General features: G+C 61.1%; 21 protein-coding genes. 4 read left to right on the forward strand and 17 right to left on the reverse strand.

From position 1 onward, the window contains the following. Window positions 1-7: 7 nt before the first annotated feature. The 5 genes from F7R06_RS12725 to F7R06_RS12745 all read right to left on the reverse strand — a co-directional run bounded on the left by F7R06_RS12725 (window position 8) and on the right by F7R06_RS12745 (window position 8,578). A complete protein-coding gene (locus F7R06_RS12725; protein ID WP_090319306.1) occupies window positions 8-1,438 on the reverse strand; it encodes a sigma-54-dependent transcriptional regulator in 1,431 nt (476 codons plus the stop codon). Further along, window positions 1,407-2,900: a sensor histidine kinase gene (locus tag F7R06_RS12730; protein ID WP_090319303.1), complete on the reverse strand. Its 1,494-nt coding sequence runs from the start codon at window positions 2,898-2,900 to the stop codon at window positions 1,407-1,409. Before F7R06_RS12730 ends, F7R06_RS12725 begins: the two co-directional genes overlap by 32 nt. A 101-nt stretch (window positions 2,901-3,001) precedes the next feature. Then, window positions 3,002-4,138 (reverse strand): SCO family protein, encoded by a 1,137-nt coding sequence (locus F7R06_RS12735; protein ID WP_090319298.1) that lies wholly within the window; start codon window positions 4,136-4,138, stop codon window positions 3,002-3,004. Next, the gene (locus F7R06_RS12740; protein WP_090319295.1) at window positions 4,138-6,942 is read right to left on the reverse strand and encodes a multicopper oxidase domain-containing protein; all 2,805 of its coding nucleotides are present in this window, start codon (window positions 6,940-6,942) and stop codon (window positions 4,138-4,140) included. The genes F7R06_RS12735 and F7R06_RS12740 overlap by 1 nt, the downstream gene beginning before the upstream one ends. A gap of 187 nt (window positions 6,943-7,129) precedes the next feature. Continuing rightward, a complete protein-coding gene (locus F7R06_RS12745; protein ID WP_090319292.1) occupies window positions 7,130-8,578 on the reverse strand; it encodes a sensor histidine kinase in 1,449 nt (482 codons plus the stop codon). Between the two features lie 290 nt (window positions 8,579-8,868). On the opposite strand from F7R06_RS12745, the gene F7R06_RS12750 reads away from it, so the two are divergent. Genes F7R06_RS12750 through F7R06_RS12765 form a run of 4 tightly spaced genes read left to right on the forward strand, consistent with a single transcriptional unit; the run spans window position 8,869 to window position 14,500 of the window. Continuing rightward, complete coding sequence (locus tag F7R06_RS12750; protein ID WP_090319289.1) at window positions 8,869-10,215, forward strand: hypothetical protein; 1,347 nt, start codon at window positions 8,869-8,871, stop codon at window positions 10,213-10,215. A gap of 35 nt (window positions 10,216-10,250) precedes the next feature. After that, entirely contained in the window at window positions 10,251-12,503 is a 2,253-nt protein-coding gene (locus F7R06_RS12755; RefSeq protein WP_090319286.1) for an Ig-like domain-containing protein, read from the forward strand. A gap of 59 nt (window positions 12,504-12,562) precedes the next feature. Next, window positions 12,563-13,024 carry a curlin gene (locus F7R06_RS12760; RefSeq protein WP_090319283.1) on the forward strand — a complete coding sequence of 154 codons (462 nt, stop codon included), beginning with the start codon at window positions 12,563-12,565 and terminating at the stop codon, window positions 13,022-13,024. A gap of 27 nt (window positions 13,025-13,051) precedes the next feature. Continuing rightward, entirely contained in the window at window positions 13,052-14,500 is a 1,449-nt protein-coding gene (locus F7R06_RS12765; RefSeq protein ID WP_090319279.1) for a curlin, read from the forward strand. A 124-nt stretch (window positions 14,501-14,624) separates the two neighbouring features. Here F7R06_RS12765 and F7R06_RS12770 read toward each other — a convergent pair whose 3' ends face one another. The 12 genes from F7R06_RS12770 to F7R06_RS12825 form a co-directional block, all read right to left on the reverse strand. Further along, on the reverse strand, window positions 14,625-15,719 hold the full coding sequence (locus tag F7R06_RS12770) for an RHS repeat-associated core domain-containing protein (RefSeq protein WP_090319276.1): 1,095 nt from the start codon (window positions 15,717-15,719) through the stop codon (window positions 14,625-14,627). A gap of 373 nt (window positions 15,720-16,092) precedes the next feature. Further along, window positions 16,093-16,410 carry a DUF6124 family protein gene (locus tag F7R06_RS12775; RefSeq protein WP_090319273.1) on the reverse strand — a complete coding sequence of 106 codons (318 nt, stop codon included), beginning with the start codon at window positions 16,408-16,410 and terminating at the stop codon, window positions 16,093-16,095. A gap of 1,109 nt (window positions 16,411-17,519) precedes the next feature. Beyond that, window positions 17,520-18,383: a CsgG/HfaB family protein gene (locus tag F7R06_RS12780; protein ID WP_090319270.1), complete on the reverse strand. Its 864-nt coding sequence runs from the start codon at window positions 18,381-18,383 to the stop codon at window positions 17,520-17,522. Window positions 18,384-18,413: 30 nt separating this feature from the next. Beyond that, a complete protein-coding gene (locus F7R06_RS12785) occupies window positions 18,414-18,830 on the reverse strand; it encodes a curli assembly protein CsgF (protein ID WP_090319267.1) in 417 nt (138 codons plus the stop codon). Next, complete coding sequence (csgE, locus tag F7R06_RS12790) at window positions 18,827-19,216, reverse strand: curli production assembly/transport protein CsgE (protein ID WP_090319264.1); 390 nt, start codon at window positions 19,214-19,216, stop codon at window positions 18,827-18,829. Before csgE ends, F7R06_RS12785 begins: the two co-directional genes overlap by 4 nt. After that, the gene (locus F7R06_RS12795) at window positions 19,213-19,752 is read right to left on the reverse strand and encodes a type II secretion system protein (RefSeq protein ID WP_090319261.1); all 540 of its coding nucleotides are present in this window, start codon (window positions 19,750-19,752) and stop codon (window positions 19,213-19,215) included. The genes csgE and F7R06_RS12795 overlap by 4 nt, the downstream gene beginning before the upstream one ends. Beyond that, entirely contained in the window at window positions 19,727-20,101 is a 375-nt protein-coding gene (locus tag F7R06_RS12800) for a type II secretion system protein (RefSeq protein WP_047530667.1), read from the reverse strand. Before F7R06_RS12800 ends, F7R06_RS12795 begins: the two co-directional genes overlap by 26 nt. Before the next feature lie 4 nt (window positions 20,102-20,105). Next, window positions 20,106-20,579 (reverse strand): type II secretion system protein, encoded by a 474-nt coding sequence (locus tag F7R06_RS12805; RefSeq protein WP_090319257.1) that lies wholly within the window; start codon window positions 20,577-20,579, stop codon window positions 20,106-20,108. Between the two features lie 2 nt (window positions 20,580-20,581). Beyond that, entirely contained in the window at window positions 20,582-22,414 is a 1,833-nt protein-coding gene (locus F7R06_RS12810) for a secretin N-terminal domain-containing protein (protein WP_090319254.1), read from the reverse strand. Continuing rightward, a complete protein-coding gene (locus tag F7R06_RS12815) occupies window positions 22,411-22,929 on the reverse strand; it encodes a hypothetical protein (protein WP_090319252.1) in 519 nt (172 codons plus the stop codon). The genes F7R06_RS12810 and F7R06_RS12815 overlap by 4 nt, the downstream gene beginning before the upstream one ends. After that, window positions 22,929-23,477 carry a pilus assembly protein PilO gene (locus F7R06_RS12820; protein ID WP_090319248.1) on the reverse strand — a complete coding sequence of 183 codons (549 nt, stop codon included), beginning with the start codon at window positions 23,475-23,477 and terminating at the stop codon, window positions 22,929-22,931. Before F7R06_RS12820 ends, F7R06_RS12815 begins: the two co-directional genes overlap by 1 nt. Further along, complete coding sequence (locus F7R06_RS12825) at window positions 23,464-24,009, reverse strand: PilN domain-containing protein (protein WP_090319245.1); 546 nt, start codon at window positions 24,007-24,009, stop codon at window positions 23,464-23,466. Before F7R06_RS12825 ends, F7R06_RS12820 begins: the two co-directional genes overlap by 14 nt.

Here is a 24,009-nt window from a genome sequence, read left to right on the forward strand (position 1 = left end):
TGGCTCGTTACCACTGGCGTTTGTCCGGGCGAGCGAGGCCGAGCTTTTCGATCCGGTAGCGCAGCATGTCGCGGCTCAGGCCCAGCAGGCGTGCGGACTTGGTGACGTTCCAGTCGGTCTTGTCGAGCATCTTGCGCACCATGTCGCGCTCGACTTCCGGCAGGTTCATCGACTCGCTGCCGTTGTAGGAAGGACGCGGCTCGCTGGGCGGCATCTCGTGCTGGAACATCGGCGGCTCATCCACCAGGCTCAGGCAGACGTTGAGCTGATGGGCCGCGATGGTGTCGTGCTGCGCCAGCAACACGGTTTGCTCGAGCATATTGCGCAGCTCGCGCACGTTGCCGGGCCAGCTGTAGTTGAGCAGCAACTCTTCGGCCTGGTCGCTGAAGTGCAGGTTCGGCTTGCCGTAGCGTTTGCCGTGGGTGGCCAGGAAGTGCCGGGCCAGCAGCAGGATGTCTTCACCCCTGGCATACAGGCGCGGCACCTTGATCGAAATGATGCGCAACCGGAAGAACAGATCGCGGCGGAACTTGCCCTGCTGGACCATTTGTTCAAGGTTGCAGTTAGTGGCGCTGATCACCCGCAGATCGACTTTGCGCTCCTTGACCGAACCGACCCGGCGAATCGTCCGGTCCTCCAGCAGCTTCAGCAATTTGGCCTGCAGCAGCAGGTCCATTTCACCGATTTCGTCGAGAAACAGCGTGCCGCCATCGGCCGCTTCGACCAGGCCGAGGCGACGGTCCTTGGCGTCGGTGAACGCGCCCTTCTCATGACCGAACAGCTCCGACTCCACCAGGTTGGACGGAATCGAGGCGCAGTTGAATTCAATGAACGGACCTTTGGCCCGTGGACCATCGAAATGCAGGGCGCGGGCCACCAGTTCCTTACCGGTGCCGGTTTCGCCTTCCACCAACACCGGTGGCAGATCGGAGTTGGCCATGCGGCGTTCGGCGTCGAGCAACTGGTTGATAGTGCCCTTGAGGTAAAGCATCGGTGCCGATTCGCCGATCAGTGCCTGCACCCCGGATTTCTGGGCTTCGCGTTCCTGGTAGAACGACAGCGTGCGCTCCATCCGATCGGTGGCCAGGGCCTTGTCCAGCAACAGCTTGAGCTCTGGCAAAGCCACCGGTTTGGTCACGTAATGGAAGGCACCTTCTTTCATCGCCACCACGGCATCTTCGACGTTGCCGTAGCCGGTCATCATGATCACTTTCAGGTCCGGTGCGCTGATGCGCAACTTCTGGATCAGGTCGTGACCACTCATGCCTGGCAAGGAGTTGTCGGTCAGCACGACGTCAGGAACGAAGGTCCCCAATTGCTCCAGTGCGTCTTCCGCCGAGTGGCAGACTGTCACCTCGAAGTCCTTGCGCTCCAGGTAGGTCTGAATATTCTCGGCGAGGAGTTCATCATCCTCGACCAGCAATATGCTGTGCTCCATATTCCCCTCCCGTTGCCACTTTAAAGTTGAGACTGACGCGGGTTCCTTCCTGCTCCTGGCTGGTCAGTTCGACCGAACCTTCGAAACGCTCCATTATTCTTTTGACCAGGGCCAGGCCTACGCCCAACCCGCCTTGCTTGGTGGTGAAGAACGGCTTGAAGACCGAGTGCAGTTGTTGCTGGGTCATGCCCTTGCCGGTGTCATTGATAATCAGGCTCACCTGCTCGGGCGTCGTCGATTCGATATCGACGCTCAACACGCCACCCTTGGGCATGGCCTCCAGCGCATTGGCGAACAGGCTATTGAGAATTTGCGTCAGCAGCACCTGTTGGCTGACGACTGGCGGAACACTCTTGGGCGTGAAGCGCACTTCGACGTTCGAACGTTTGATCAAGGGGTCGAAGGCACTCAGGGCATCGTCGACGGCCAGCACCAGATCGACGTTTTCATCGTCGTCATTCACCGGGCGCAACGACACCAGCAATTCACGGACCCAGCGCGACATGCGATCGACCTGGCTGATGATGTCGCCGATGTTCTTCTGTGCGGTCTGGCTGGCGATTTCCTGGGCCAGCTCGGCGCTGGAGCGGATGTTCGCCAGCGGGTTGCGCAGGCTGTGGGCGACCGCCGAGGACATTTCCCCCAGGGCCACGAACGTCTCGTTGGCGATCAGTTGTTTCTGCTGGCTCTGCAGCAGCGTGGCCGCCCGCCGCACGATCCAGAACAGCCCCAGGTAGATGGCCGCGCCACCGAGCAGGGTCGCCAGCCAGATCGCCTTGAATCCGCGCTGGATACGCGCCACCAGGTCGGCCGGCTCCTTGTAGATTTCCACCATGGCAATCACTTTGCTTTTGTCGGCGTTGAACATCGGGATGTAGTTCTCGACGAACAGATATTCAGGCTCGCGCAGCAGTTTTTGCTCGGGACGTTCCTCATCGATTTCGTGGTAGCTGGTGGACACCGTTTCCTTCATTTCGAAGGACTCGTCCAGCTCATCGTCGCCTTCGACGTGCATGCCGACCATCTCCGGGTTGGTCGACCAGACCACCGTGCGATCCAGTGCATACACCACCGCCAGCAGGGAATCCGGCAAGTGCTCGACATGGTCGAGAAACTCTATGCGGGCAGCGGCACGAGAACCCGGACTGACATCGGGGTAGGCGTTGTCCAGGCGCGGGTCGAGCATCTCGCCCATGGTCCTGGTTGTGGTTATTCCGGCATGGCGAATTTCCGCATCGCCAATGGCCTGGATGAATTGGGCGGTGAGCAGCGAGTCGCGCTCGATGCTCTCTTCCACCACGAAACGCGTGGAAATGTAACCCAGCCCCAGGGCCACGGCGGCGATGATGAAAAAACTCGCCAGGGAAAACCAGCGCACCAGATTGAAGGGTGGCCGCCAGCCCTTGCCTTCTGCTGCCGGCGCATCCGGCGCAGGTATTTTTTGTTGTTCTAGTATCTGCATGGAACCGTCCTGGATACTTGAAACAAGCCTTCTTAGCCATGTCCCGGATCAGTGTAGGTGGCATTGACCGGGATTGACTGCCCATTGAAATTATTTAGCCATTACTGCGCCCGGGTTTTATCGAGGGCCTTGCCGGGCACCGCGATCGCCGGATGATCTTCCGGTGCCTCTGTGCTGCTGGCCAACGATGCCGCGACCGGATGCTGGCGCTCGGTTTCTTCCTCGAGGAATTCGATGATCGACTGCGCTGAATGCTCGTCCATGCGCAGGTTGGGCATCGGGATCTTGTCGAAACGCTCGAACAGTTCCATGGCAGTCGGGTCTTTTTCCGCCAGCATGCGGTCCGGCTCACGAATCCAGCGGTTGAGCCAGACCGGATTGCGCTGACGGGTCACGCCAATCAGGTCCGGGCCGATGCTGCGCATGCCGATACCCTGCCCGTCCAGCGGGCCGAGGCTGTGACAGGACGCGCAGCGGGTGCGAAACAGTTCTTCGCCGTTGCTCGGCGGCCGGATTGGCGGAGCGTCGGCGTAGCTCTGCTCAATGCTCGGTTGCTTCCAGTTCTGCAAGGTGTTGGCCAACTGGTCGGCCAGAATCCACGGATTTTCGAACGGCGACGCTTTCATCCAGCGCCCGGTTTGCTGGTTACCAACGATCAGGCTCAGGTTGTGATCCTTGCTGCGCCCGTTGTCGACACCTTCAATGAACAGCCCGAGTTTTTTCCGCAGCTCGGTGACGTCGGCGAATTCCCCGGTGAGGAACTGCCAGCCCGGCCCGACCTGGAAGCGTTGCGCATAAGCCTTGAGCACGGCCGGTGTATCGCTCAGTGGATCGATGCTGATGGAGTAGAAAAACACGTCCTTGCCGACCCGATCACCGAGCAGTTTCTGCACCTGGCGCAGGCGCGCGGTTTCCAGCGGGCAGGAGTCGCTGCAGGACGTGAAGATGAAGTTGATCACCACCACTTTGCCCTTGATCAGGTCGTCGAAAAAATGCACCTGCCGACCGTCCTGATCGGTCAGCAGGGTGTTGGGGAAATAGTCGCCACCCCACGGGGTGGCGGAGTCGGCGACCGCGGTATCAGCGGCTGTCGATGCAGGTGCAGGTGTCGACGGTGACTGGCCGGCGACCAGCAACTGGCTGGCCAGCACGCAGGTCGCCAATACCAGCACCAGGTGCATGCCCCAGTCTCGTGAGCGTGGTGTTTGCCACTTCATGTCGACACCCTCCCGGTTCATTACCTGGCCAGCACTTGTGGGCCCATGCCGTCGCCAGTGCGGAAGGTTGGCAGCGCCGCCGAGTTCACATAGCGCACGCCATCCCAGCTGGGCAGCGGTGTCGGCATCAACTGGAATTGCCCGGGCTTCTCAATGTCCCAACGCAGCAGCATCGAGTTGTCTTCATGCTGGGTGTTGTGACAGTGCTCCATGTAGGTCCCGGCGAATTCGCGGAAGTTGATCGCCATTTCCACATTGTCCAGGCCATCCTTCTCCGAACCGATGCGGTAAACGTCCTTGCGTGCCCATTTTTCCCATTCCGGTGGTGCCTTGCCGCCGCGACTGAGGATGATCCCCTCCTCGAAGTGCACATGCACCGGGTGGCTCCAGCCGGTACCACCGGCCTTGATGTTCCACACTTCCAGGGTGCCGAAACCGGCCGCTCCGGCATCGGTGGGACCGCTGGCCAACTGGGTCGCTGCGTTCAAGCGACGCGGGTCCATGTGGAAGCCGAAGCCGCCATCGGTCTTGACCGTCCAGGGTGCTTCGTCGGTGCCGTCGGAGCGACCGAAGACGAAGGTGCGGTGACGGGCCTTGGCCAGCAGCGCCTTGTCGGCCGCGTTGTCGCGGTGGATCTTCAGCGGGATCATCACCAGGCCTTCAGCCTTGCCCGGTTTGGCCGGTTCATACAGCGCCGGGTCCATGGCCAGGTCCTGACCGGTGTAAGGCTTGACGTTGAGCTGCAACACCTTGCCCACCGCCGGATCGCCTTTGTCCCACTGCGGCCCCTTGCTGGTTTGCTTGATTACCGCCAGGTATTTCTCGGACAGTACGTCGGCCAGGGAGACCGGTTCTTTCGGGCCTTTGCCATCGTCGTGCACCAGCAGGTTGACGAAGAAAATCTTGTCGCCCGGCTTGATCCCGTTTTTCGCGAAGTTGACGATGATGTCGAAGCGCTCGGCAATGCCCTGGGTCGGCAGGATCGCGTTGTGGTTCTGTTTATCGCCGTCGCCGTCCAGGTCCATGGTGCCGTCGAAGGGCACGCTGTGTTCCATGATATTGCCGTCGTTGGCAATCATGTGGAACGGCACCCGGGCATAGGAAACGCCCGAGCCCTTGGGCCCCTGGAACTCACCGCTGGTGCCCTTGATTTCACGTACGAGCGCAAACTTGTAGTAACGCGATACCGAACCGTTGAGCATGCGGAAGCGGTAGCTGCGGGCGCGCACATCCAGGCTCGGTTTCCATTGCCAGTTGACCAGCACCTGGTCCCCGAGGAAGCCGTCGGTGTTGAACGGGTTGAACCACAGCTGACCGTTCTGATCCCAGGCCTTGTCGGCAAACACCAGGTTGACGTCGTAGTCGCGGTTACCCCACGGCAAGGCACTGCCGCTGGGGAAGCGCAGGTTGACGCCGTCCTTCACCGATTCATTGCCACGGTCCAGGGCGCTGTAGTAGTTCATCATCGCCGCGTTGCCCTTGTAGACGTTCTGCGCGGTGAAATCGAGCATGTGGTCGTGGAACCAGTGGGTGCTCATGGTTTCGCGCCAGTCGCCACGGATCTTGATCGTGCCGTTCTCGCAGGTCTTGCGGCTGGGATTGACGTCGTTGGTCCACAGGGTCTCGCCCGGTGCGCAAGGAAATGCCGCGCGCGGGTCATGGGCGTCGGTGTTGATGCTGTCATAGCCTGCCAACTGGATCGGCCAGCGATAGTCGTAGTACTGGCCGGGGAAGAAAAACGCGTTGGCATATCCGTCGCTTTCCGCCGGTGCGTGACCGTTGTGCTCGTGGGTGCTGATGGTGTGCAGGCCAAACCCCATGTTGGCGGCCGGGTCGATGGGCAAGCCGTTGTAGTGGCGCATCAACACCGGTTGACCGTAACGCACCATCAACAATTTGGGCGGCAACGTGCCGTCGAAAGTCCACACCGAATTGTGGTTCTGCACCGGCATGTTCGGGTGGAAACGCGCATCGACGCCCTTGGAGGTGCCATCCGTTGCCGGTATACCGGCAACGTTGTGGTAGAGCCCGCCGGGGCCGAACTCACCGACGGCATAGCCGTGCATCTGATGGCTGTCACGCCAGCCGCTGTTGACCCGCGCACCAGTCTGCACAGTCTTGTAGGCCATCTGCGGGTAGAACTCGTTCCAGCGCTGATGCGACCAGCCCTTTCCTGGTGGACGACCTTCAGCCGACGAACCGATGCGGCGGTTGAGGAAATATTCGATCTGCGCCTGCCAAGGGTTGCGGTCCACCACGTTGGAGTACTGACTGGGGAACGGCGTCAGCCCCGGTTGACGCATGAACGCATCGAGCGCGGCGCTGGGTGGCGCACTGCGGGCCGCACTGGTGGGGTCCTGCTGGGGCAATGGGCCAATGGCTGCCGGTGGAAACGGCAAGGGCGCCGCAGGCGTGGTGGGGTCGAGTTTTTCCGGGCCGAATTCCTCGAACAGCACCAACTGCTGAGTGAACGGCTGCGCACCAAACAACGGGCTCGGCTTGCCATTGGTGGGGTAGTTGAAACTGGTCTGCACCGGGGGCGGCAGAACGTTTTCCACCCGGGTTGAATCCCGTGTTCCCTTGACCCCGTCAGGCAACTCGAAGGAATCCTGGTTGGCCTCCGGCATGGTCAAAATGGCGTTCAATGCAGCCGGCTCGTCCGCCGGCTCATCGTAGTAAGCGGAAGGATCGGACGGCTCCGGCTGTCGCTCGTCGTCTATGGGTGCAGCGCGCAGCGTCCCTGTGCTGAGTGTCATCGAGAGGAGGACGCTCAAGGGCGTCAACAGGCCGAACCACTTGGAGGGGTACCGCGCTTTTCTGTCCATCACCAGCCGCCTCGTATGCGTGAAGGGGGTGATGGGGGTTTTGCAAATAGCTCGCCAAATTTGTAACAGCGTTATACGAAAGAATTAATACACGCTGAAACAATGGCTTATCAACATCAATGTGCCATGACCTGAAAAAAACGACTGGGGAATGGCACCCGCTAGCGGGGAAAGTTCGTCCCCATTTTCAGGGAATCAGCTTGAACGTCAGACGGACACGCGTGCCCTCGCCTTCACGGCTATCCAGGGCCACCGTGCCGCCAAAACGCTCCATGATTCGCTTGACCAGCAGCAGCCCGACTCCGAGCCCGCCCTGCTTGGTGCTGAAGAACGGCCGGAACGCCATGGCACGCTGCTCCGCGTTCATGCCTTTGCCGGTATCGCTCATCACCAGGCACACGCGGCGGGCATCGATCGGCTTCAGGCTGATGGTCAGCGTTCCGCCTTCGTCCATGGCCTCCAGGGCATTGGCCAGCAAACTGTTGAGGATCTGCGTCAGTTGCACCTTTTGGCTCAACACCATGGGCGTGTCCTGAGGCTCGAACACGACGTTGATCCCGGCCCTGGCGATCTGCTGCTCAAACGCCGCGAGGCTGTCAAGCAACACCGCGACCAGGTTCACCGGCTCGGCTTCGTCGCTCAGCGGTCGCAAGGATTGCAGCAACTCGCGCACCCACTTCGACATGCGATCGACCTGACCGATGATGTCGTTGATGTTCTTGTGCGCAGGCCCGCCGTCGAACTCCAGGGCCAGTTCGGCGCTTGAGCGAATGGTCGCCAGCGGGTTGCGCAAACTGTGGGCGACCGCCGATGACATCTCGCCCAGGGCGACAAAGGTTTCGTTGGTGATCAATTGCTTTTGCTGCTGCGCCAGCAGAATCGCCGCCCGCCGCACAATCCAGTAAAGGCCCAGGTAAATCAGCCCACCACCCAGGGCCGTGGCCAGCCAGATCAGCACCAGGCCGCGCGCCATGCGCTGGATCAGGTCCTGGGGTTCCTTGTAGATCTCGACCATCGCGGTGACCTTGTCGCCATCGGCATCGAACAGTGGAATGTAGTTCTCGATGAAGATGTATTGCGGTGGCGTCACGAACTTCTGTTCCATGCGGGTCTTGTCCACATCGTGGTAACTGGCCGAAACCGGCGTCATTGAGGCGAAGGCCCGATCCAGGTCTTCATCGGCATGAATGGTGGTGCCCATCAAGGCCGGGTTGGTCGACCAGATCACCATGCGGTCAGGGGCATAGACGTTGGCCAGGATCACGTCCGGCAAGTGCGAGAGGTGGTCGAGGAATTCGCCACGGGCATTGGCCCGGGCCATTGGGTCGACATCGGGAAAGTCGCGGTCTTTGCGCGGGTCGAGCAATTCACCCATGGTCCGCACGTTGGGGATCGACACATGGCGCACCTCGGCCGAGGCAATCGCGGTCAGGAACTGCGAGGTCAATAACGCATCGCGCTGCACGCTTTCGGTAATCACGAACCTGGTCGATACCGAGCCGAGCGCCACCGCCACCGTACCGATCACCGCCATGCTGATGAGCGAAAACCAGCGCAGCAGATTGAACGGCCGCTTGCGCCTGCTCAAGCGGATGTCGCCCTTATCGGACTCCAGCGTTTTTGCCTGCATGGTCATCGACGTTTTTCCGAAAAACCCCTAGAGGGTTTATAGCCCACTGCTGGCAGTTTGCCCGAAGTTGGGTTTCATCCCCCCCACCCTTTCCCCACTGTCGCACCATCCCCATCTGCCCCCAATGTTGGGGAAAGAGGCCCGTTCCCTTTATCGGGCCAGGTTCTGCGCCTGTGTCACAAACGCCTGTATCGCGGGGCTCTCAGGGGTATTTCCAACGATTGGTATGGAAGTTGCCGAAGCCCTGCCAACTGACCCATCCCCAAGGGGCAGGTACTTCGATAGAGGGAATACTCATGCACCCTTTACTGTCCAAAACCGCGACTGCCCTGGTCGTCACCGCTCTGGCCCAAGGCGTTGCCCAGGCAGCGCTGTTTGCCGTCGACCCCGGACCCTATTTACCCGCCATTGGCTCCTTCGCGTCCTGGTACCAGGACACCCATGGCCGCACGCTCGATTTGTGCCTGTCCAAGGCCGTCAGTTCGCGGGTCCCCAGCGCGCCGGGGGCCCCCACCTACATGTGCAATCTGCTGCCGGCTCCCGGGATCTTCGACGACACGAAACCGGTAGTTTTCCCGACCAACTTCCCCGATGAAGCGTTCTGGTTCACCGGCGACGGCTCGATCGTCGATGCCGCCCGCGGGATCGACCTGACCTACGTCAGCGCCGTCGAAGCCGCCTTCAGCGGTGGCGACCCGGTCGAAGGCGACCAGATCAGCTTCGCCCGCATCCGCATTCGCGTCGACGTGCCCACCGCTGGCACCTACGTCATCACCCACCCCTACGGCGTCGAAGTCTTCAACGTCGACACCCCCGGGCGCCGGGCGATCAACATGACCCGGGACATCGGGATTGGCGCACCGAAGACCTACGACGGCGCGCTTAAAGGTGACGTCGGGCCGTTCCTGCGCAGCGTTAATGGCCCCTACACCGAAACCAACCCGGTCACCGGTTCCGCCGAGCAATTCGTCGGCGACCCGAACCTGGTGGAAGCCTTCACCGGCAGCCCGTTCAATACCAACTACATCCGCATAGAAGGCCCCAATGGCCTGGATCTGCGCACGACCGTGATGGCCATTTCCGGCAAGTTGTCGACGGTGACCCGGCCGACCCCGATGATCACCCAGCGCAGCACCTACTCGCGTACGGCCGGCAGCAGTGCGCCTGTGGCCCATCAGGACGTTTTCGTCCTGGCCCCGCCACCGCCCGCCAAAGTGACCCTGGACAGCAACAACCCGGTGCTCAACTTCTCCGAGGCTGACACCACCGGCAGCTGGTACGCCCAGTCCTCCACCAACCCGACGTTGCCAAGCACCCTGCAGGTGACCGCCGACAACCACCTGGCCATCCCCAGCAGCACACCGACCACATTGCCCATCCCCCTGACCGACCTGGTGGTGATTTCACGCGCCGAGTACAGCCTGAGCACCGGACAAATCACCGTGGTCGCCTCCACCAGCGATGAAACATCACCGCCCGTGCTCACCGCCACTTCCGCCAGCGGAGCAACCATCGGTGCCTTGAGTGGCGATGGCGCGGTGAAAACCCTGTCCACCGGGATCTCACCGATTCCACCGGCCAAGGTTCAGGTGACGTCATCCAATGGCGGCAGCGATACCGAAGAAGTGGTCATCGTGCAATGAACGCTCACATGCCCAGATCCCCATCAGGAGGCATCATGAACAATTGGCCACGCCTGGCGCTCAACGCCCTGGGACTGACTCTTTCGCTGTCCGGCAGTGCTTTCGCGCAACTCGCTGCCGTCGACCCTGGCCCCTATACCTTTGCCACCGGGAAATTCCCGATCTGGTATCAGGACAACAACCTGCTGTCGATGGAACTGTGCCAGTCCCGGGCCGTGAGCTCGCGGGTGGCGGCTGCCACACCACCGGCCTACATGTGCACCCTGCTGCCGACTCCGGGCATTTTCGACGACACCTTGCCGATGGTGTTCCCGGATAACTGGCCAGACGAATCGTTCTGGTTCCTCGCCGACGCCACCATTCCCAACAACGCCGCCGGCTATGGAATGGATGCCTACGTGGCGGGCGTCGAAGCGGCATTCGCCGGAGGCAGCCCACTCGATGGCGATCAAATCAGCTTTGCGCGGATCCGCATGCGGATCAACGTGCCTGTAGCCGGCACCTACACCATCACCCATCCCTATGGTGTTGAAACGGTCAACGTCACCACGCCCGGACGGCGCGCCATCAATATCACCCGGGACATCGGCGTCGGGGCACCGGGGGTTTTCAACGGTGCATTGAACGGTGCGATCGGGCCATTCCTGCGCAGCGTCAACGGGCCCTACACCGAAGTGAACCCCGACACCGGGGCCATCGAGACCTTCGTCGGCGACCCGAACCTCACCGAACAGGTCACCGGCAGCCCCAACAACACCAACTTCGTGCGCATCCAGGGCCCCGCCGGGACCATCGAGACCAACCTCTTCACCGTGTCCGGCAAAGTCCTCGATAACCGGGCGCAGACCGCGGTCGAACTCAACCGCGCCACCTACCGCCGCACCACATCGGGCACCGGCACCAGCACCAGCACCCGGGTCGAAGTCTTCGGCAAAGCCGACAACAGCTCCACGCTGTGCTTCCGCGAAACCGTCGCCCTGGTCCCAGGCCCACCGCCAAGCCCCTGCCTGACCAACCTGGTCGGCGACGGTACCGGATTGTTCTTCGGCCAGCGCCTTTTCAACGGCCCCGTGCCTGCGGTGGTGGTGCTCACCGCCACCAACCCGACCGGCTCCACTCGCCCGACCGCCGTGTCGAGCAAGCTCAGTGACCTGGTGAAAATCCAGACGGCTCGCTACAACTGGAGCAATCACAGCCTGCTGATCGAGGCGACGTCCAGCGACGAAGTGGCGGTTCCGGACATGGTCGCTCAAGGCCATGGCCGACTGTCGAAGTCCGGCACCCTGCAAAGCCTGACCGTGGCGGATCTGCCACAACCACCGGCCACGGTCACCGTCAAATCCGCCGCCGGCGGCAGCGACACCGAGCCGGTGGTGGTGGTCGGTACCGCACCGGACAGTGGCGAGAACCAGGCGCCGATCGCCGTGGCCGACAGCGGCAGCACCAGCTTCGGCGTGCCGATCACCCTCAACCTGCTGGCCAACGACAACGACCCGGATGGCAACGTGCCGCTGAGCATCACCGCGCTCACTCAACCGGCCGCCGGCCAGGGCACGGTGGCATTGAGCGGATCGACCGCCGTCATCTACACCCCGCCAGCCGTGGTCAATGCACCACTGACCACGACCTTCACCTACAAGGCTCAAGACGTCAAAGGCCTGGCCTCGGCCAATCCTGCGACGGTGACCATTACCGTGGCGCCCAACCAGCCTCCGGTAGCCGTCGCCGACAGCGTCGCGACCCTGGGTGTGGCGATTCCGATCAGCGTGCTGGCCAACGATACCGATCCGGAAGGCAACGTACCGCTCGCCGTCGCCAGCTTCACCCAACCACCGACAGGTCGCGGCACCGTCAGCAGTAATGGCACGGTCCTGACCTACACCCCACCGGCCACGATCACCACGGCCTTCACCACGACCTTCAGCTACTTCGCCCGGGACAGCTTCGGTGCTGTGTCGACGACGCCGGCCACGGTCACGGTGCAAGTCTCGCCACGGCCTGCTGCGGAAACCTTCACGGTGACCACGGCCACGGTGTCCGCCCGTTCCAACAACCGCTTCACCTGGGACTTCGCGGGTACCTCATCGGTGACCACCGGCAACACCATCACCATCCAGGTCAGCACCCCGACCGGGCTGCAAACCCTGGGCACTACCACGGTGCCGGTGACCGGTCGCTGGAGACTGACAGTGAACAACACCACCACGGTGATTCCGTCGGCGAACCCGACAGCCACCATCACCTCGTCCCAAGGCACCGTGCGCACCGTGTCGGTGATCTCCAACTGAGCCCTTGCCCCATCGACTCCCGGGTCGATGGGGCTGGCCGCTTCCCACAGGACAACGCCATGAACCTGTCGACCGCCACCCTGCTCTGCCTGCTTCTGCTTTGCAGCAGTGCAGGTGTGCGCGCCGACGATTTGATGGAGAACGACGACCTGGCCCCTGCCGCCGATCTCGGCGAGCTGCCACCACCGATCGGCCAGCACGCACTGATCGACCAGAACGGCCAGGCCAACATCGCGCTGTTGCAGCAGAACGGTCAGTCGCTGCTCGGCCAGATCGTGCAGTCGGGCAGCAATCAGGAAGCTTTCATCCTGCAACAAGGCAGCGACCTGATGGCATTGATCACCCAGCAAGGTTCGGGCAACGCCGCTTCGATCATCCAGAGCGGCAGCCACAACCGCGCGCAAATCGCCCAGAACGGCAACAACAACGACGCCAGCATCGAACAGGCCGGCTCAGGACAGCAAAGCGCCGTCACCCAGGCCGGCAACGGCATGAGCGTATCGGTCAAACAATATCGCTAAAGCACTGCACCACTTGGAGGTTTCACCATGTTCAAACTGACGCCCCTCACCGCCGCCATCCTGGTCATTGTCAGTGCCCAGGCCCTTGCCGACGACAGCGTGTCCACGCAGAACCAGTCCGGTACCGCCAACATCGCCGATGTGAAGCAGACCTCGGCGCCATTCAGCACCGCCACCCAGCAGCAAACTGGCCAGGGCAATGATGCGGCCGCCGTGCAAGACACGGCCACCAGCACCATCAGCCAGACCCAGGTCGGCGACTACAACGCCGGCTATGCCGAGCAGTTGTTCGAGGACAACAGCACCATCACCCAGAACCAGAGCGGCAGTTTCAACACCAGCCATGCCAGCCAGTCGATCGGTGTCGGTGGCGGCGAAGCCCTGCAGCAACAGGAAGGCACTGGCAACTTCTCGTTCATCTACCAGGACAGTCAGGAAGGCACCACCGCCAAGACCTACCAGTACGGCGACAGCAACGAAGCCAACATCGAACAGATTCAACTGGGCACGGGCAACAACGCCGTGATCATCCAGTACGGCACCACCAACTACGCGACAGCCGAACAGATCGGCCAGATGGGCGGCCAGATCGACATCAACCAGGCCGGCAACACCAACTATGCCTATGGCGACCAGCGCAGCGGCACCGGTGGCAACCTGAGCATCAACCAGTACGGCGACGGCAACGGCACCGAAGTCTGGCAAGACACCCAGATCGGCGCCAAGGCCACCGTCACCCAATACGGGCAGACCAACGAAACCGTGGTCGACCAGAGCTTCGGCGAAAACAACGTCGCCAATGTGATGCAAGTCGGCGACCTCAACGCGATCTACGCCGACCAGTTCGACTCCGTCGGCTCGACCCTGGCGCTCTATCAAACCGGCACGAGCAACGTGCATTTCACCTACCAGAGCGGCGACAGCCATGTGCTCAACGCCACCTCCTCGGGTACCGGCAACAAGGTCTACGCCAGCAACTGGAAAGGCCCGCAGAAAGGTGGCCAGTTCGGCAGCAACCAACGGGCGACCGTCAACCAGAACGGCACCAACAACGTCGCCAACTTCACCCAGAACGGCGTCGGCCACATCATGACCACCAACCAGACCGGCACCGGCAACAAAACCACCGTGACCCAGGCCGATTCCTATAACGAGCTGTACTTCGACCAGAATGGCAGCGACAACATCCTCATCGCCGACCAGCGCGGCACCAACAACCTGGCCCAGGGCAGCAGCAACGGCAGCGGCAACAGCACCGAGTTCAACCAGGAAGGCAGCGGCAACCAGGCGTTCACCGCGCAGCTGTATGGCGACGACAACGTCATCACCATCAAGCAGGCTGACAGCATGAACGTGGCTTATGTGACCCAGGGCGGCACTGGCAACATTGCCAGTGTTGATCAGAGCGGCATGGCGCAGACCGCCAGCGTGCAGCAGTTTGGTTCGGCGAACTCGGCGACGGTGTTGCAGAAGTAAGTGCGTGGGGTGAAAAAAAACCGCGACCCTTGAGAGAGGGTCACGGTTTAGTGGGCTTGATACGTTCGAACCATATTATGGTTGACTGACAACCTCCGAAATTGAACGTGCTTGCGAGTTTTATCTACTTGAGTCTGATGAAGTGTGCACTTCGAACTCGAGCAGCTTCGGCACTAAATGCGTTGCTATTGGGATTAATGACTGCGTGATACTCCTTAAGATACTGTTGCGCTGCGTTGACGCTGGGGCGGTTCATTAGCGAAACTTCACGATCAAACCTTCCTTGCGCTGCGTCGTTCAACCTTGTGTAGTTAATTGCTTCCTGTCTATCCGTGGACAGGCTCTTAATATAATTTAGCAGTTTAACGTGATCATTCTGATCAGCTGCTATCCCTGTCATTTTTTGCAGATATTCGCTTTCTCTTTTTGCACTGGACAGATCATTAAAAAATTTCGCGTTGCGACGGGGCTTGCTGCTACCCAAAAAATCAAGGCGGAGCGCCAGATCACGAGCCTCGACCGCTTGCAATGGCGTCACTCCAGATTTTAATGTCCTCGCCCCCCCACTCTCCCACATGTTTATAGTCCCTGTTTTTGCTACAATTTTTGCCTCATTTATTCTGGCTGTTATTTTGGCAGCTGCGCGACTCTTCCAAGCTAACAGTCCAGCTTTTATAAATTGGGAAACATGTCCATCTGGGTCATACCGATTAACCGGGTCCCCCAAACAATACGTATACGAATTTATCCCTCCCTTTCCAAATGGACTCAAACTGTCCGGACTGTTGAACCGCATCAACACCGAATTAAATGCCCGATAACCGTTACCCAACAAATAATGCCCGATTACCGGATTCAGTCGTTCGCCGTTGAAACCCAGCAAGCTGAGCAAGCCATTTCCAAGTTGGCGATAACCGTAGGGTGAATACGTGAAGGGTTGTCGCTGATGATTTGGTTTGAGCGTATGGAGTATCGAGCGTTGTTGATCCGTGGCAAGCAACATGGTGTCGCTTACACCGTCCTGGCGCTGTTGTTGTGCCAATAGCTGCTCATCGTGCTGGACGATTGAGTGGTGCAATGTGCCCTGAACTTCAGTGGTCACGCGACTTTTACAATAAAAGCGTTGAAGCGTGGACTCTTGCGGTTTGGCCTGGCTGACCAGGCGATCCAAAGGATCGTAGCGATAGGAGCAGAGCTGGTTCTGCTGGGGGGAAATCATGGTGTGCTCCGGTTTTCAATGTCCGAGAGCACGAGTATCTGTGACGTCGCTCTGGTTGTGACCTAGCAGAACTGATAGGCGTGTATTGTTTAGCACCGGTAATCGCGCGTTCAGTTGATCCGGCTATCTCGGCGACTGTTTTTGCGGAAGTTGAATGATGTGAAAAAACGCGGCCCTTTGTGGGGTCGCGTTTTTTATGGATCGCAAAACATCTGTGGCGAGCGAGCTTGTCGGAACGCCGCACCGTCACGCTGGGTTGCGAAGCAGTCCCATAGCTGTTGATTGCGTTTTGTCTGATAAACCGCATTCACCGGGTTTGGGGTCGCTTCGCAACCCAGCGCGAGCAAGCTCGCTCGCCACAATGGATCAGTGTTCAACCGGGCGGAGCGAGGTTATCCGGTGCGCGGTTCACCGACAGCTCGGCCAGCATGATCACCTGCTGGATACCCAACAACATGCTGCGCTGCGGCCCGTCCACGAAGGTCGCGAAGTCGGTGGCCATGATGCTCGCGGACGCCAGTGATTCGCAGGCGTGGGCCAGCAGGCTCTCGGTGTCGATGTCGGGGGCGATGAGGAACATCTTGCTCGGGGTGTGGGGAGTGCTGGATTGCAGGAGGGTGGGTTTGAGGTGGAGGCTGGGGGTCGTGCTGTCGGTATTTGATTCGGGGGGATTGGGGGTGGGTTTGGGCATGGTGGAGCTCCTTTATACCTGGTGAAACCACCAATACCTGTCGCTAAACAAGCAAGGGTGGCAGCTGTACGCAGGTTAGCGAACCGGGAGGTATAAGACCCGGCAGACCCGAGGGCCTCCCACGCACAGCCACCATGTCGAAAATTGCACACTTACAAGCATGCCATCGAAACTGGAGCGTTGATGCGCTTATACCTGATCGGGTCGCTAAACCCGGTCGCTGAATGGGTAGCGACATGAAAACGATAGAGATCAGGGCCAAAGCGCACAAGCCGGCGGATTCTGGCGTAGTTGTAGGCAACGACGCAAGGTGACGCAGCTTCACTCCAAGTCCTACAGCCCGTTCTGACAAACATAGATCCCTGTGGCGAGCGAGCTTGCTCGCGCTGGGTTGCAAGCAACCCCAAACCCGATGAATGCGGTGTGTCAGACAAAACGCAATCGTCAGCTATGGGGCTACTTCGTAACCCAGCGCGAGCAAGCTCGCTCGCCACAGTGGATCGGTTGCACCTGCGGGTAATTGGTTGGCTGTGAGGCCGCCATCGTCATCGATGACGCGGGCTGTCTGAATGCCCGCGTTGCACGGACGTTCATCGCGAGCAGGCTCGCTCCTACAGAAAGGCACAGCAACGCGCGCCACCCCGCTCCTCACCACTCATCAGGCCGAGCGTTAGCTCGCCTGCAGCTCTTGATCTTGATCCACCCGCCCCTTCGGGAGGCTGAGTGGAGGTGTGCATCCGGGGAGTGGCGCGCAGCGCCGTTCGACGCAGTCGAACACGCTGCATGTAGGTTGAAGCGAAGCCAACCGGAGGGCAGTGTCCCCGGATGGATACCGCAGCGAAGGAACGCCGAGCCTTAGCGAGGGGCCGGACGCCGGGGCGAGACCTTTTGGTTCCTTTTGTGGCGTTTGACAAAAGGGACTCGCCGTAAGGGCGAAACCCTAAGCCGCCGTTACCGCAGCAACGGATATGTACGCGGTCAACACCACACAGGTCGGCTGTCAGGCCGCCATCGCTGCGATGCGGCGCCCCGACTAGCCAGCTCCCACAATAGACCGGGTACACCTTCCCACAGTCGATCGGACTACACCTGCGAGCAACCACCCAACCTCACTCCCCCTGCCCCTCAGGATCCACCTTGTTCTGCGTCAGGTAGCGATCCAGCGTCGCATTAGTGTCCGGCGAATTATCCCCGGCCACCTGCCACAAACGCCGCTCAATGCCCTGGGCCAGCAAATGCCCCACCGCCGCCTCGATCGCCGACAACACACACAACTGCGCCGGTTCGTTGGTGGTGTAGCCCACTTCAGCCTCAAGCAACTTCTTGAACTCGATGAACTTGAACACCCCGGCACTGCGGCCCACGGAGTAGATGGTCTTGCTGGTCATCACGTTGGCCAGCACCTGCCCGCTGCGCACGTCCACCGCCCGCAGGTTGACCGTGACCTGATCCACGCGATACTCCCGGGAAATGTCGATGCCCAGGTAGCGCGCCCCTTCCCCGCCGCTGCGCACGTTGGTGTCGTAGGCGATAATGCCGCCCTCGAGCATCATGTTCGCCGCCTGCAATGGCGGCAGCTCGCCCTGAATGTTCACCGGGGTGTTCGGCTTCTTCTGCGAGGCGCGGATGATCTTGCGCTCGGTCAGCAGGTTCTGCAGCCCTTCACGCTCCAGCACCACAAACCAGCCACTGGCCTGCAAGGCGTCCATCAGCATGCTCGCCGCGCCCTGGGTCACGCTGGTGGAAAAAGAACTGGCCGGGGTCGGCTTGTACTGCCCGGTCTGATCGCGGAAACCATAGACCACGGCCATCAACCGGCCCTTGGGTCGTGGCATGTTCAACAAGTCGTAGTAGGTCGAGGCCCTGGGGGTCAGGGTCGGGGTTTCGGTGTCCTGCTCGGCCGACATCGGCTCGCGCAGACCGCACCCTTGTAATGCCGCCAACATCAGCCCCAGCACAATTATTTTTTTCATGTCCCTAACTCCCCATCGACCCAATCCCTATCAGTTCAGGCCATTCACCTTGATTTCCGAGAGCTCGCCAGTAGCCCGGTCGGTCACTTCAATCGTCAATTGCCCTGAGTCGTCGACGACGTTGACGATAAAGGCGTCGGTGGACAGGCTTCCCGTATTGCCGGTGGAAATGTTGTCCAGCAGTTGCCCCAGCAACCTCGATTGCAATTGACTGCTGAACCGCTCCAGGGCCGATGTCCCGGCCACGGTGGTGCGATCCTTCAAGTCCGGGTCGTCGTGGTCGTTTTGCGCCTGGGCGTTGTTGAGCAGCCAGGTGCCGTTCAACGGGTTGCCGCCAAACGACGGGTTGATCGGCGTGTACACCAATTCGGTGGCCTGGACCAACCCACAACTTCCCAGCCCGAGCAACCAGAGCCCGAGGTGCCGCGAGACAGTGTTCGTTTTCATAGTTCGTCCCTCTCAAGGTCCGTGGTGTCCTGCAACAAGGCTTCCAGCTTGCGCTGGACAACCTGCCCGCGTACCCAGTCGGCGGCGGCATAGGCGTCGTCCTTGAGGTCCACGGTGTTCGGCGGCAGGAAGCGCCGATAAACCAAACGCTGTTGATATTCCACGGTCACCAGGCTGCCCCAGCGAGCCGAAGGCCGTTCGCGTACCACCAGGTTGAAATCCATCGGGCTGGTGGCGCGCAGGCGTTCACTGAACGCGTAGTAAAAGTCGTGGCCGATGTGCGAGATCGTGTCGTCGACGATGAAACCGAGCATTTCGTCCTCCTCGCCGGCCGAAGCGACAGCGCTGCTCAGCAGCAGGATCAAGGCCAGGCACAAGCGCTTCATGGCTGCAACGCCTGAGGGGCTTTGCTCTGGCCTTTGGCCGGCCCCGAGCTGCCATCGAGGAAGGCCTTCTCGGCCACGAACTGCCAGTCCTTGTAGCTGGCCATGCCGTTGAAGTCCGACCACTGGCTGGGGAAATTCGCCTGTTTCAACGGTTTTTCCGTGGAGGCGCTGCTAAGGCCGGTGATGCGCCCGTCGAAGCCGCGCATCAGGGCCCACTCGCCGCCGCCGATCGGGTCCGGATACAGCTGACGCAGATGGTGTTTCGGGTTGGGAAAGCGCTCGTCCTGCAGCAGGTCGGCGAGTTCTTTGGGGTACTGGGCCACACCGGGCGAACTGCGGTAATAGCTGCGCAAGGCCTGGGCGTACTGCGTGCCGACCCATAGCAACTGGCGTTCACGGTCGCGGCGCGAGGCGGTGGCCCACATCTCGCCGGCACTGGCCAGGCCCATGCCCATCACCATGATCAGCAGCAGCACACCCAGGTAGGTGAAACCGCCCTGCGCAGCAGGCTTACCACTCGGAATAGAGGCTGCCATCACGCGCCCTCCCGGTGGCTCCGCTCTTGATATCGGCCACACCGCCCTGTACGCCATCGGGCGGCGCGACCAGGACCCAGGCGTCCTTGCGTTCGGCAATCGGGTCCATTGGCTGGTTGCGCAGATAGCGCTGTTCGACCATTTGCTCAATGGAATCGGGATAACGCCCGGTGTCGCCGTAGTAGTGATCGAGGGCTTCGCGCATGGCCGAGAGGCTCTGGCGCAGGGTGGTCTCTTTCGAGGCTTCGAGGCTGTTGAAATAACGCGGCAAGGCAATGGTCATCAGGGTCGCGATGATTGCCATGACCACCATCAACTCCAACAGGGTAAAACCCTTTTCCCGGCGCATAGATTCACCACTCCCGGTAAGCGATGCCATTGAGACCCTTGCCCCGGGCCTTGGAGTAAACGTCGTAGACGTCTACACCCTCCCGTGGGTTTTGAGCCGTGCTGTCATAGGCGCGCAAGCCCCAACCACCGTCGTCGTCACGCTTGCTCGGAGCCAACGGATCGTGGGGCACGCGCCGCAGGAAATAGAACTTGGCACCCTTGGCGCTGCGCACGTCACGCACGCCCTCCACCAGCACTTTCAGGTTCGGCGGATAGCCGCTGCTGTCGAGGGACTTTTCGATGTAACCGGCGTCGAACGCCCGTTTGTAGGCGTCGATGGCATCGCGAATCTGGTACAGCGCCGTGCGCAGTTCCTGCTCTTTGCCCCGGCGCACCACGGTCTCGGTCAGCGGCGCGGCCAGGCCGGCCAGAAGGCCGACCAGGGCGAGCGTCACCACGACTTCGATCAGGGTAAAACCGCGTTGCGAGGCGTTCATGATCAAGGCTTCCCGACGGTTACGGTGGTCGCGATCGGTGCACTCATGCCATTGGCGCGAACCTCTTCGACTTCGACCTTCGAACGGTCCGGCGCCTGGATGTGCATGCTGGTTTCGGTGCCGGTGCTGAACTCCATGTCCGACGGGCTCTGGTACGGCAGGTTGCGCACGATCCTCGGGGTGATCGACAGCACCAGCTCGGATTTGCTGATGTCGTCCTTGTTGCTGCCGAACAGGCGGCCCAGGCCGGGGATGTCGCCAAGACCGGGGATCTTGTTGCCGGTGCTGCCATGGTCGTTACGCACCAGGCCGGCGAGGATCTGGGTTTCGCCGTCATGCAGACGCAGCGTGGTCTGGGCGTTGCGGGTATCGACCTGGACCGGGATGGTGCCCTGGCGGGTCGGCTCCAGCGGCGTGGCGTTACTGACTTCCAGGGCGACCTTGATCGCCACCTCGTTGTTCAGGTGCACGGTCGGCTGAACTTCCAGCTTCAAACCGACGTCGAGGTAAGTCACGCTTTCGGTGATCACCGGTCCCTGGGTCGAAGGTACCGAGGTGGCGCTGATGATCGGCACCCGCTGACCGATGTGAATGCGCGCCTGTTCACGGTTGCTTACGCGGATCACCGGGCTGGCCAGGGTATTGATGTCCTTGTCCTGGGCGTTGATCTTGGCCTGTGGCGAAGGATTGATGGTGATCCGGCTGGAGTCGATGCCCTTGAGCTGATCGAGAATGGTCACGGGCGAGCCGTCGCCGTTGACCACGCCAAAGGTGTTGGGCCATTGCAGGCCGAGGTCGAGGATGCGCTGGCGGGCGACTTCCATCACTTCCACTTCCAGCACCACCTCGGGGTTGGACTGATCCTGGGATTGCAGGAGTTTTTCCGCCATGCGGATGGCGTCCCCGGTGTCGCGCATGGTCAGGGTATTGAGGCGTTCATCTACGAACACGTCGCGGGTCTTGAGCATGGTCTTGACCATGTTCAGCGCCGTGTTGGCATCGATGCTGGTCAGGTAGAAGGTGCGCATCACCAACTCCTGGTAGTCCTTGAGCTTCTGCGGCGAGTCCGGGTAGATCAGCAGGGTGTTTTCGTTCACCACTTTCTGGTGCAACTGGTTCTGTTGCAGCAGCAGTTCCACGGCATCTTCGATGCGCACGTCACGCACGAAGATCGTGGCTTTCATGTCCGGGCGCAGGTCCTTGTCAAAGATGAAGTTCAACCCGGCGACCTGGGACAGCACCTCGAAAATGGTCTTGAGGTTGGCATCGCGAAATTCCAGGGTCACCGGCCGGTCCAGGCGGGTCCGCAGTTGCGGATAAGGCACCACGTTGCGGCTCTGCACCAGGCGGATATTGCCTTGCAGTTCCAGGGCGCCTTCGTTGTTCGGGTCCAGTTCGAGGATCTGTTTGACCTGGCGTTCGGCACCATAGATGTCGCCGCGACGCAGGTCGCCTCGGGCCAGTTCGAGTTTTTCATCGAGGCTGCGCATGTGTTCGAGCTGGCGCATCGCGTCCTGCGCCCGACGGTTGTTCGGCTCGATGGTCAACACCCGGCCGTACGCCATGCGGGCCGAAGCGAAATCACGCTGGGCGCGATCCATGTCGCCCTGGGTCAGCAGCGCCGTCACCGCCCGGGCGCGACCGTGATTGAGCGCCAGGTGCAGCTCGGTATCACGAGGGTTTTCCCGCAAGCCCTCCTCGATCCTGGCCAGGCCCGCTTCGTATTGGCCCGACTCCATCAGTTGGGTCGCCTCTTCCTTGGCAATCTGTGCCGAGCTGCACGCCGCCAGACCTGCACAGAGACAAAAGCTCATCAGCAAACGGGATTTGTTCATTGCGCGCTCCCCACAGACAGCGTCTGGGACAAATGCAGAGGCAGATAGACCAGGCTCAGTTCCCTGTCGGAAATCCCCTCGATCTTCCATGTTTCGTCGATCACATCCCCTTTGCGTACGACGTATATTTTTTCGCCGTTCTGCAAGAACACTTGCAGGTCGCTGCGATCATCCAGCCGACCAATGAACTGGAAAGGCAAAGCCGGTGCAGTAGGGGCCTGGACCACCGGGGCGACGTTGACCGCTGTTTCAGTGACGCTGGCGAGTGTCGGCGCCGGTTTCCAGCTGCGGGCGGCGAACAGATCGCCGGCCGGGCTCAGGTCCTTGATGGCGCTCGACACACCAGCGGCTTGCGTGGCTGACGACGCGCCACCGGCTTTGCCTTTGGCCGGCGTGGCCACTACGGCCACGTCAGCCCCGGTGTCGTCGGCCGATTTGAAGTAATCGGGCAACCAGGCCAGCGCCGCCGCCACGGACAAGAACGCTACCCAGCCCACTGCGCGTTTGTTGTTCATCATGACCTCGACAGGTAAAGGGTCATGCGGATCCGCCCGGTCAGGTCGGTGTCGGCGATCTTCTTGCGCTGGAACTCCACGTCCTCCAGCACCACCGCCGGCAACTGGCCGAGCAAGGCGTGCAGGAAGCGCCGCAGTTGCGGGTAGCTGCCCCGCACCGGCAGCAGGATCTGATAGCGCGCCAGGTGGGTTTTCGGATCGATGCCCAGGGAATACTCACCCCGGGCCAGGGTGATGTGTTCCTGGGCGGCCAGCGCGTAGATCTTGTCGATGGCCACCGTGGCCTGGGGCTGGGTCGGCAACTTGCTGCGGAAATCATCCAGTTGCCGTTGCGGCACCACCGGCGCGGCCACCGTGCCGTCTTCGACCTTGGCCAGGTATTCGCTGGCTTCGCGGGTCTGCTGACTGAGCTGCTGCACGGACTGCCAATCCGGCAACAGCCCGGCAAGGCCATAGGTCAGCGCCAGCACCACCATCGCCAGCCCTGCCAGACCCGGCACGCCGAGGCTTTGCAGGTACTCGTGGACGATCAATCTAGGGATTTGCATCGCCAATCTCCCAGGTAGCCGACAAGTTGAATTGCACCGGGTGTTCCGGCACGTTGGCGACGATTTCGTGGCTGAGCAGCGACACGTCGGACAGCTCGTCGCTGGCTTCGAGGCGTCGGTGAAAGTCGAGCATGGCGTCCAGGTCCCGCGCCTCGGCGCTGATCCGCACCTGGCCCTTGCGGGCATCCGGGGTCAGGGTCAGCAAGGCAATATTGTCCCGAGGCATGGCTTCGAGCGTGGCGAACAACTGCTCCCAGGGGCGGCGCAATTGCTGGGACACCTTGCGCATCTCGGCCAGGTTCTGTGCCTGTTCGCGGGTTTCCGCCGGGGTCAGGCTGACTTTGCCGCCTGTGTCGCCAGTGAGTACGCGCTGGGCGGTCTGCAGGTGACCTTGCTGTTGTTCGGCCTCCTCACTGAGGTGTTGCTGGATCACGATGCAGGTCAGCACCAACACCACACCACCGGCCAGCAGGCTCCAACCCAGCGTGCTCGCGCGACGACGCGGTTGAAAGTCGAGCATCAGGGCGCGCAT

This window comes from Pseudomonas moorei (assembly GCF_008801475.1).
Classification (GTDB): Bacteria; Pseudomonadota; Gammaproteobacteria; order Pseudomonadales; family Pseudomonadaceae; genus Aquipseudomonas; species Aquipseudomonas moorei.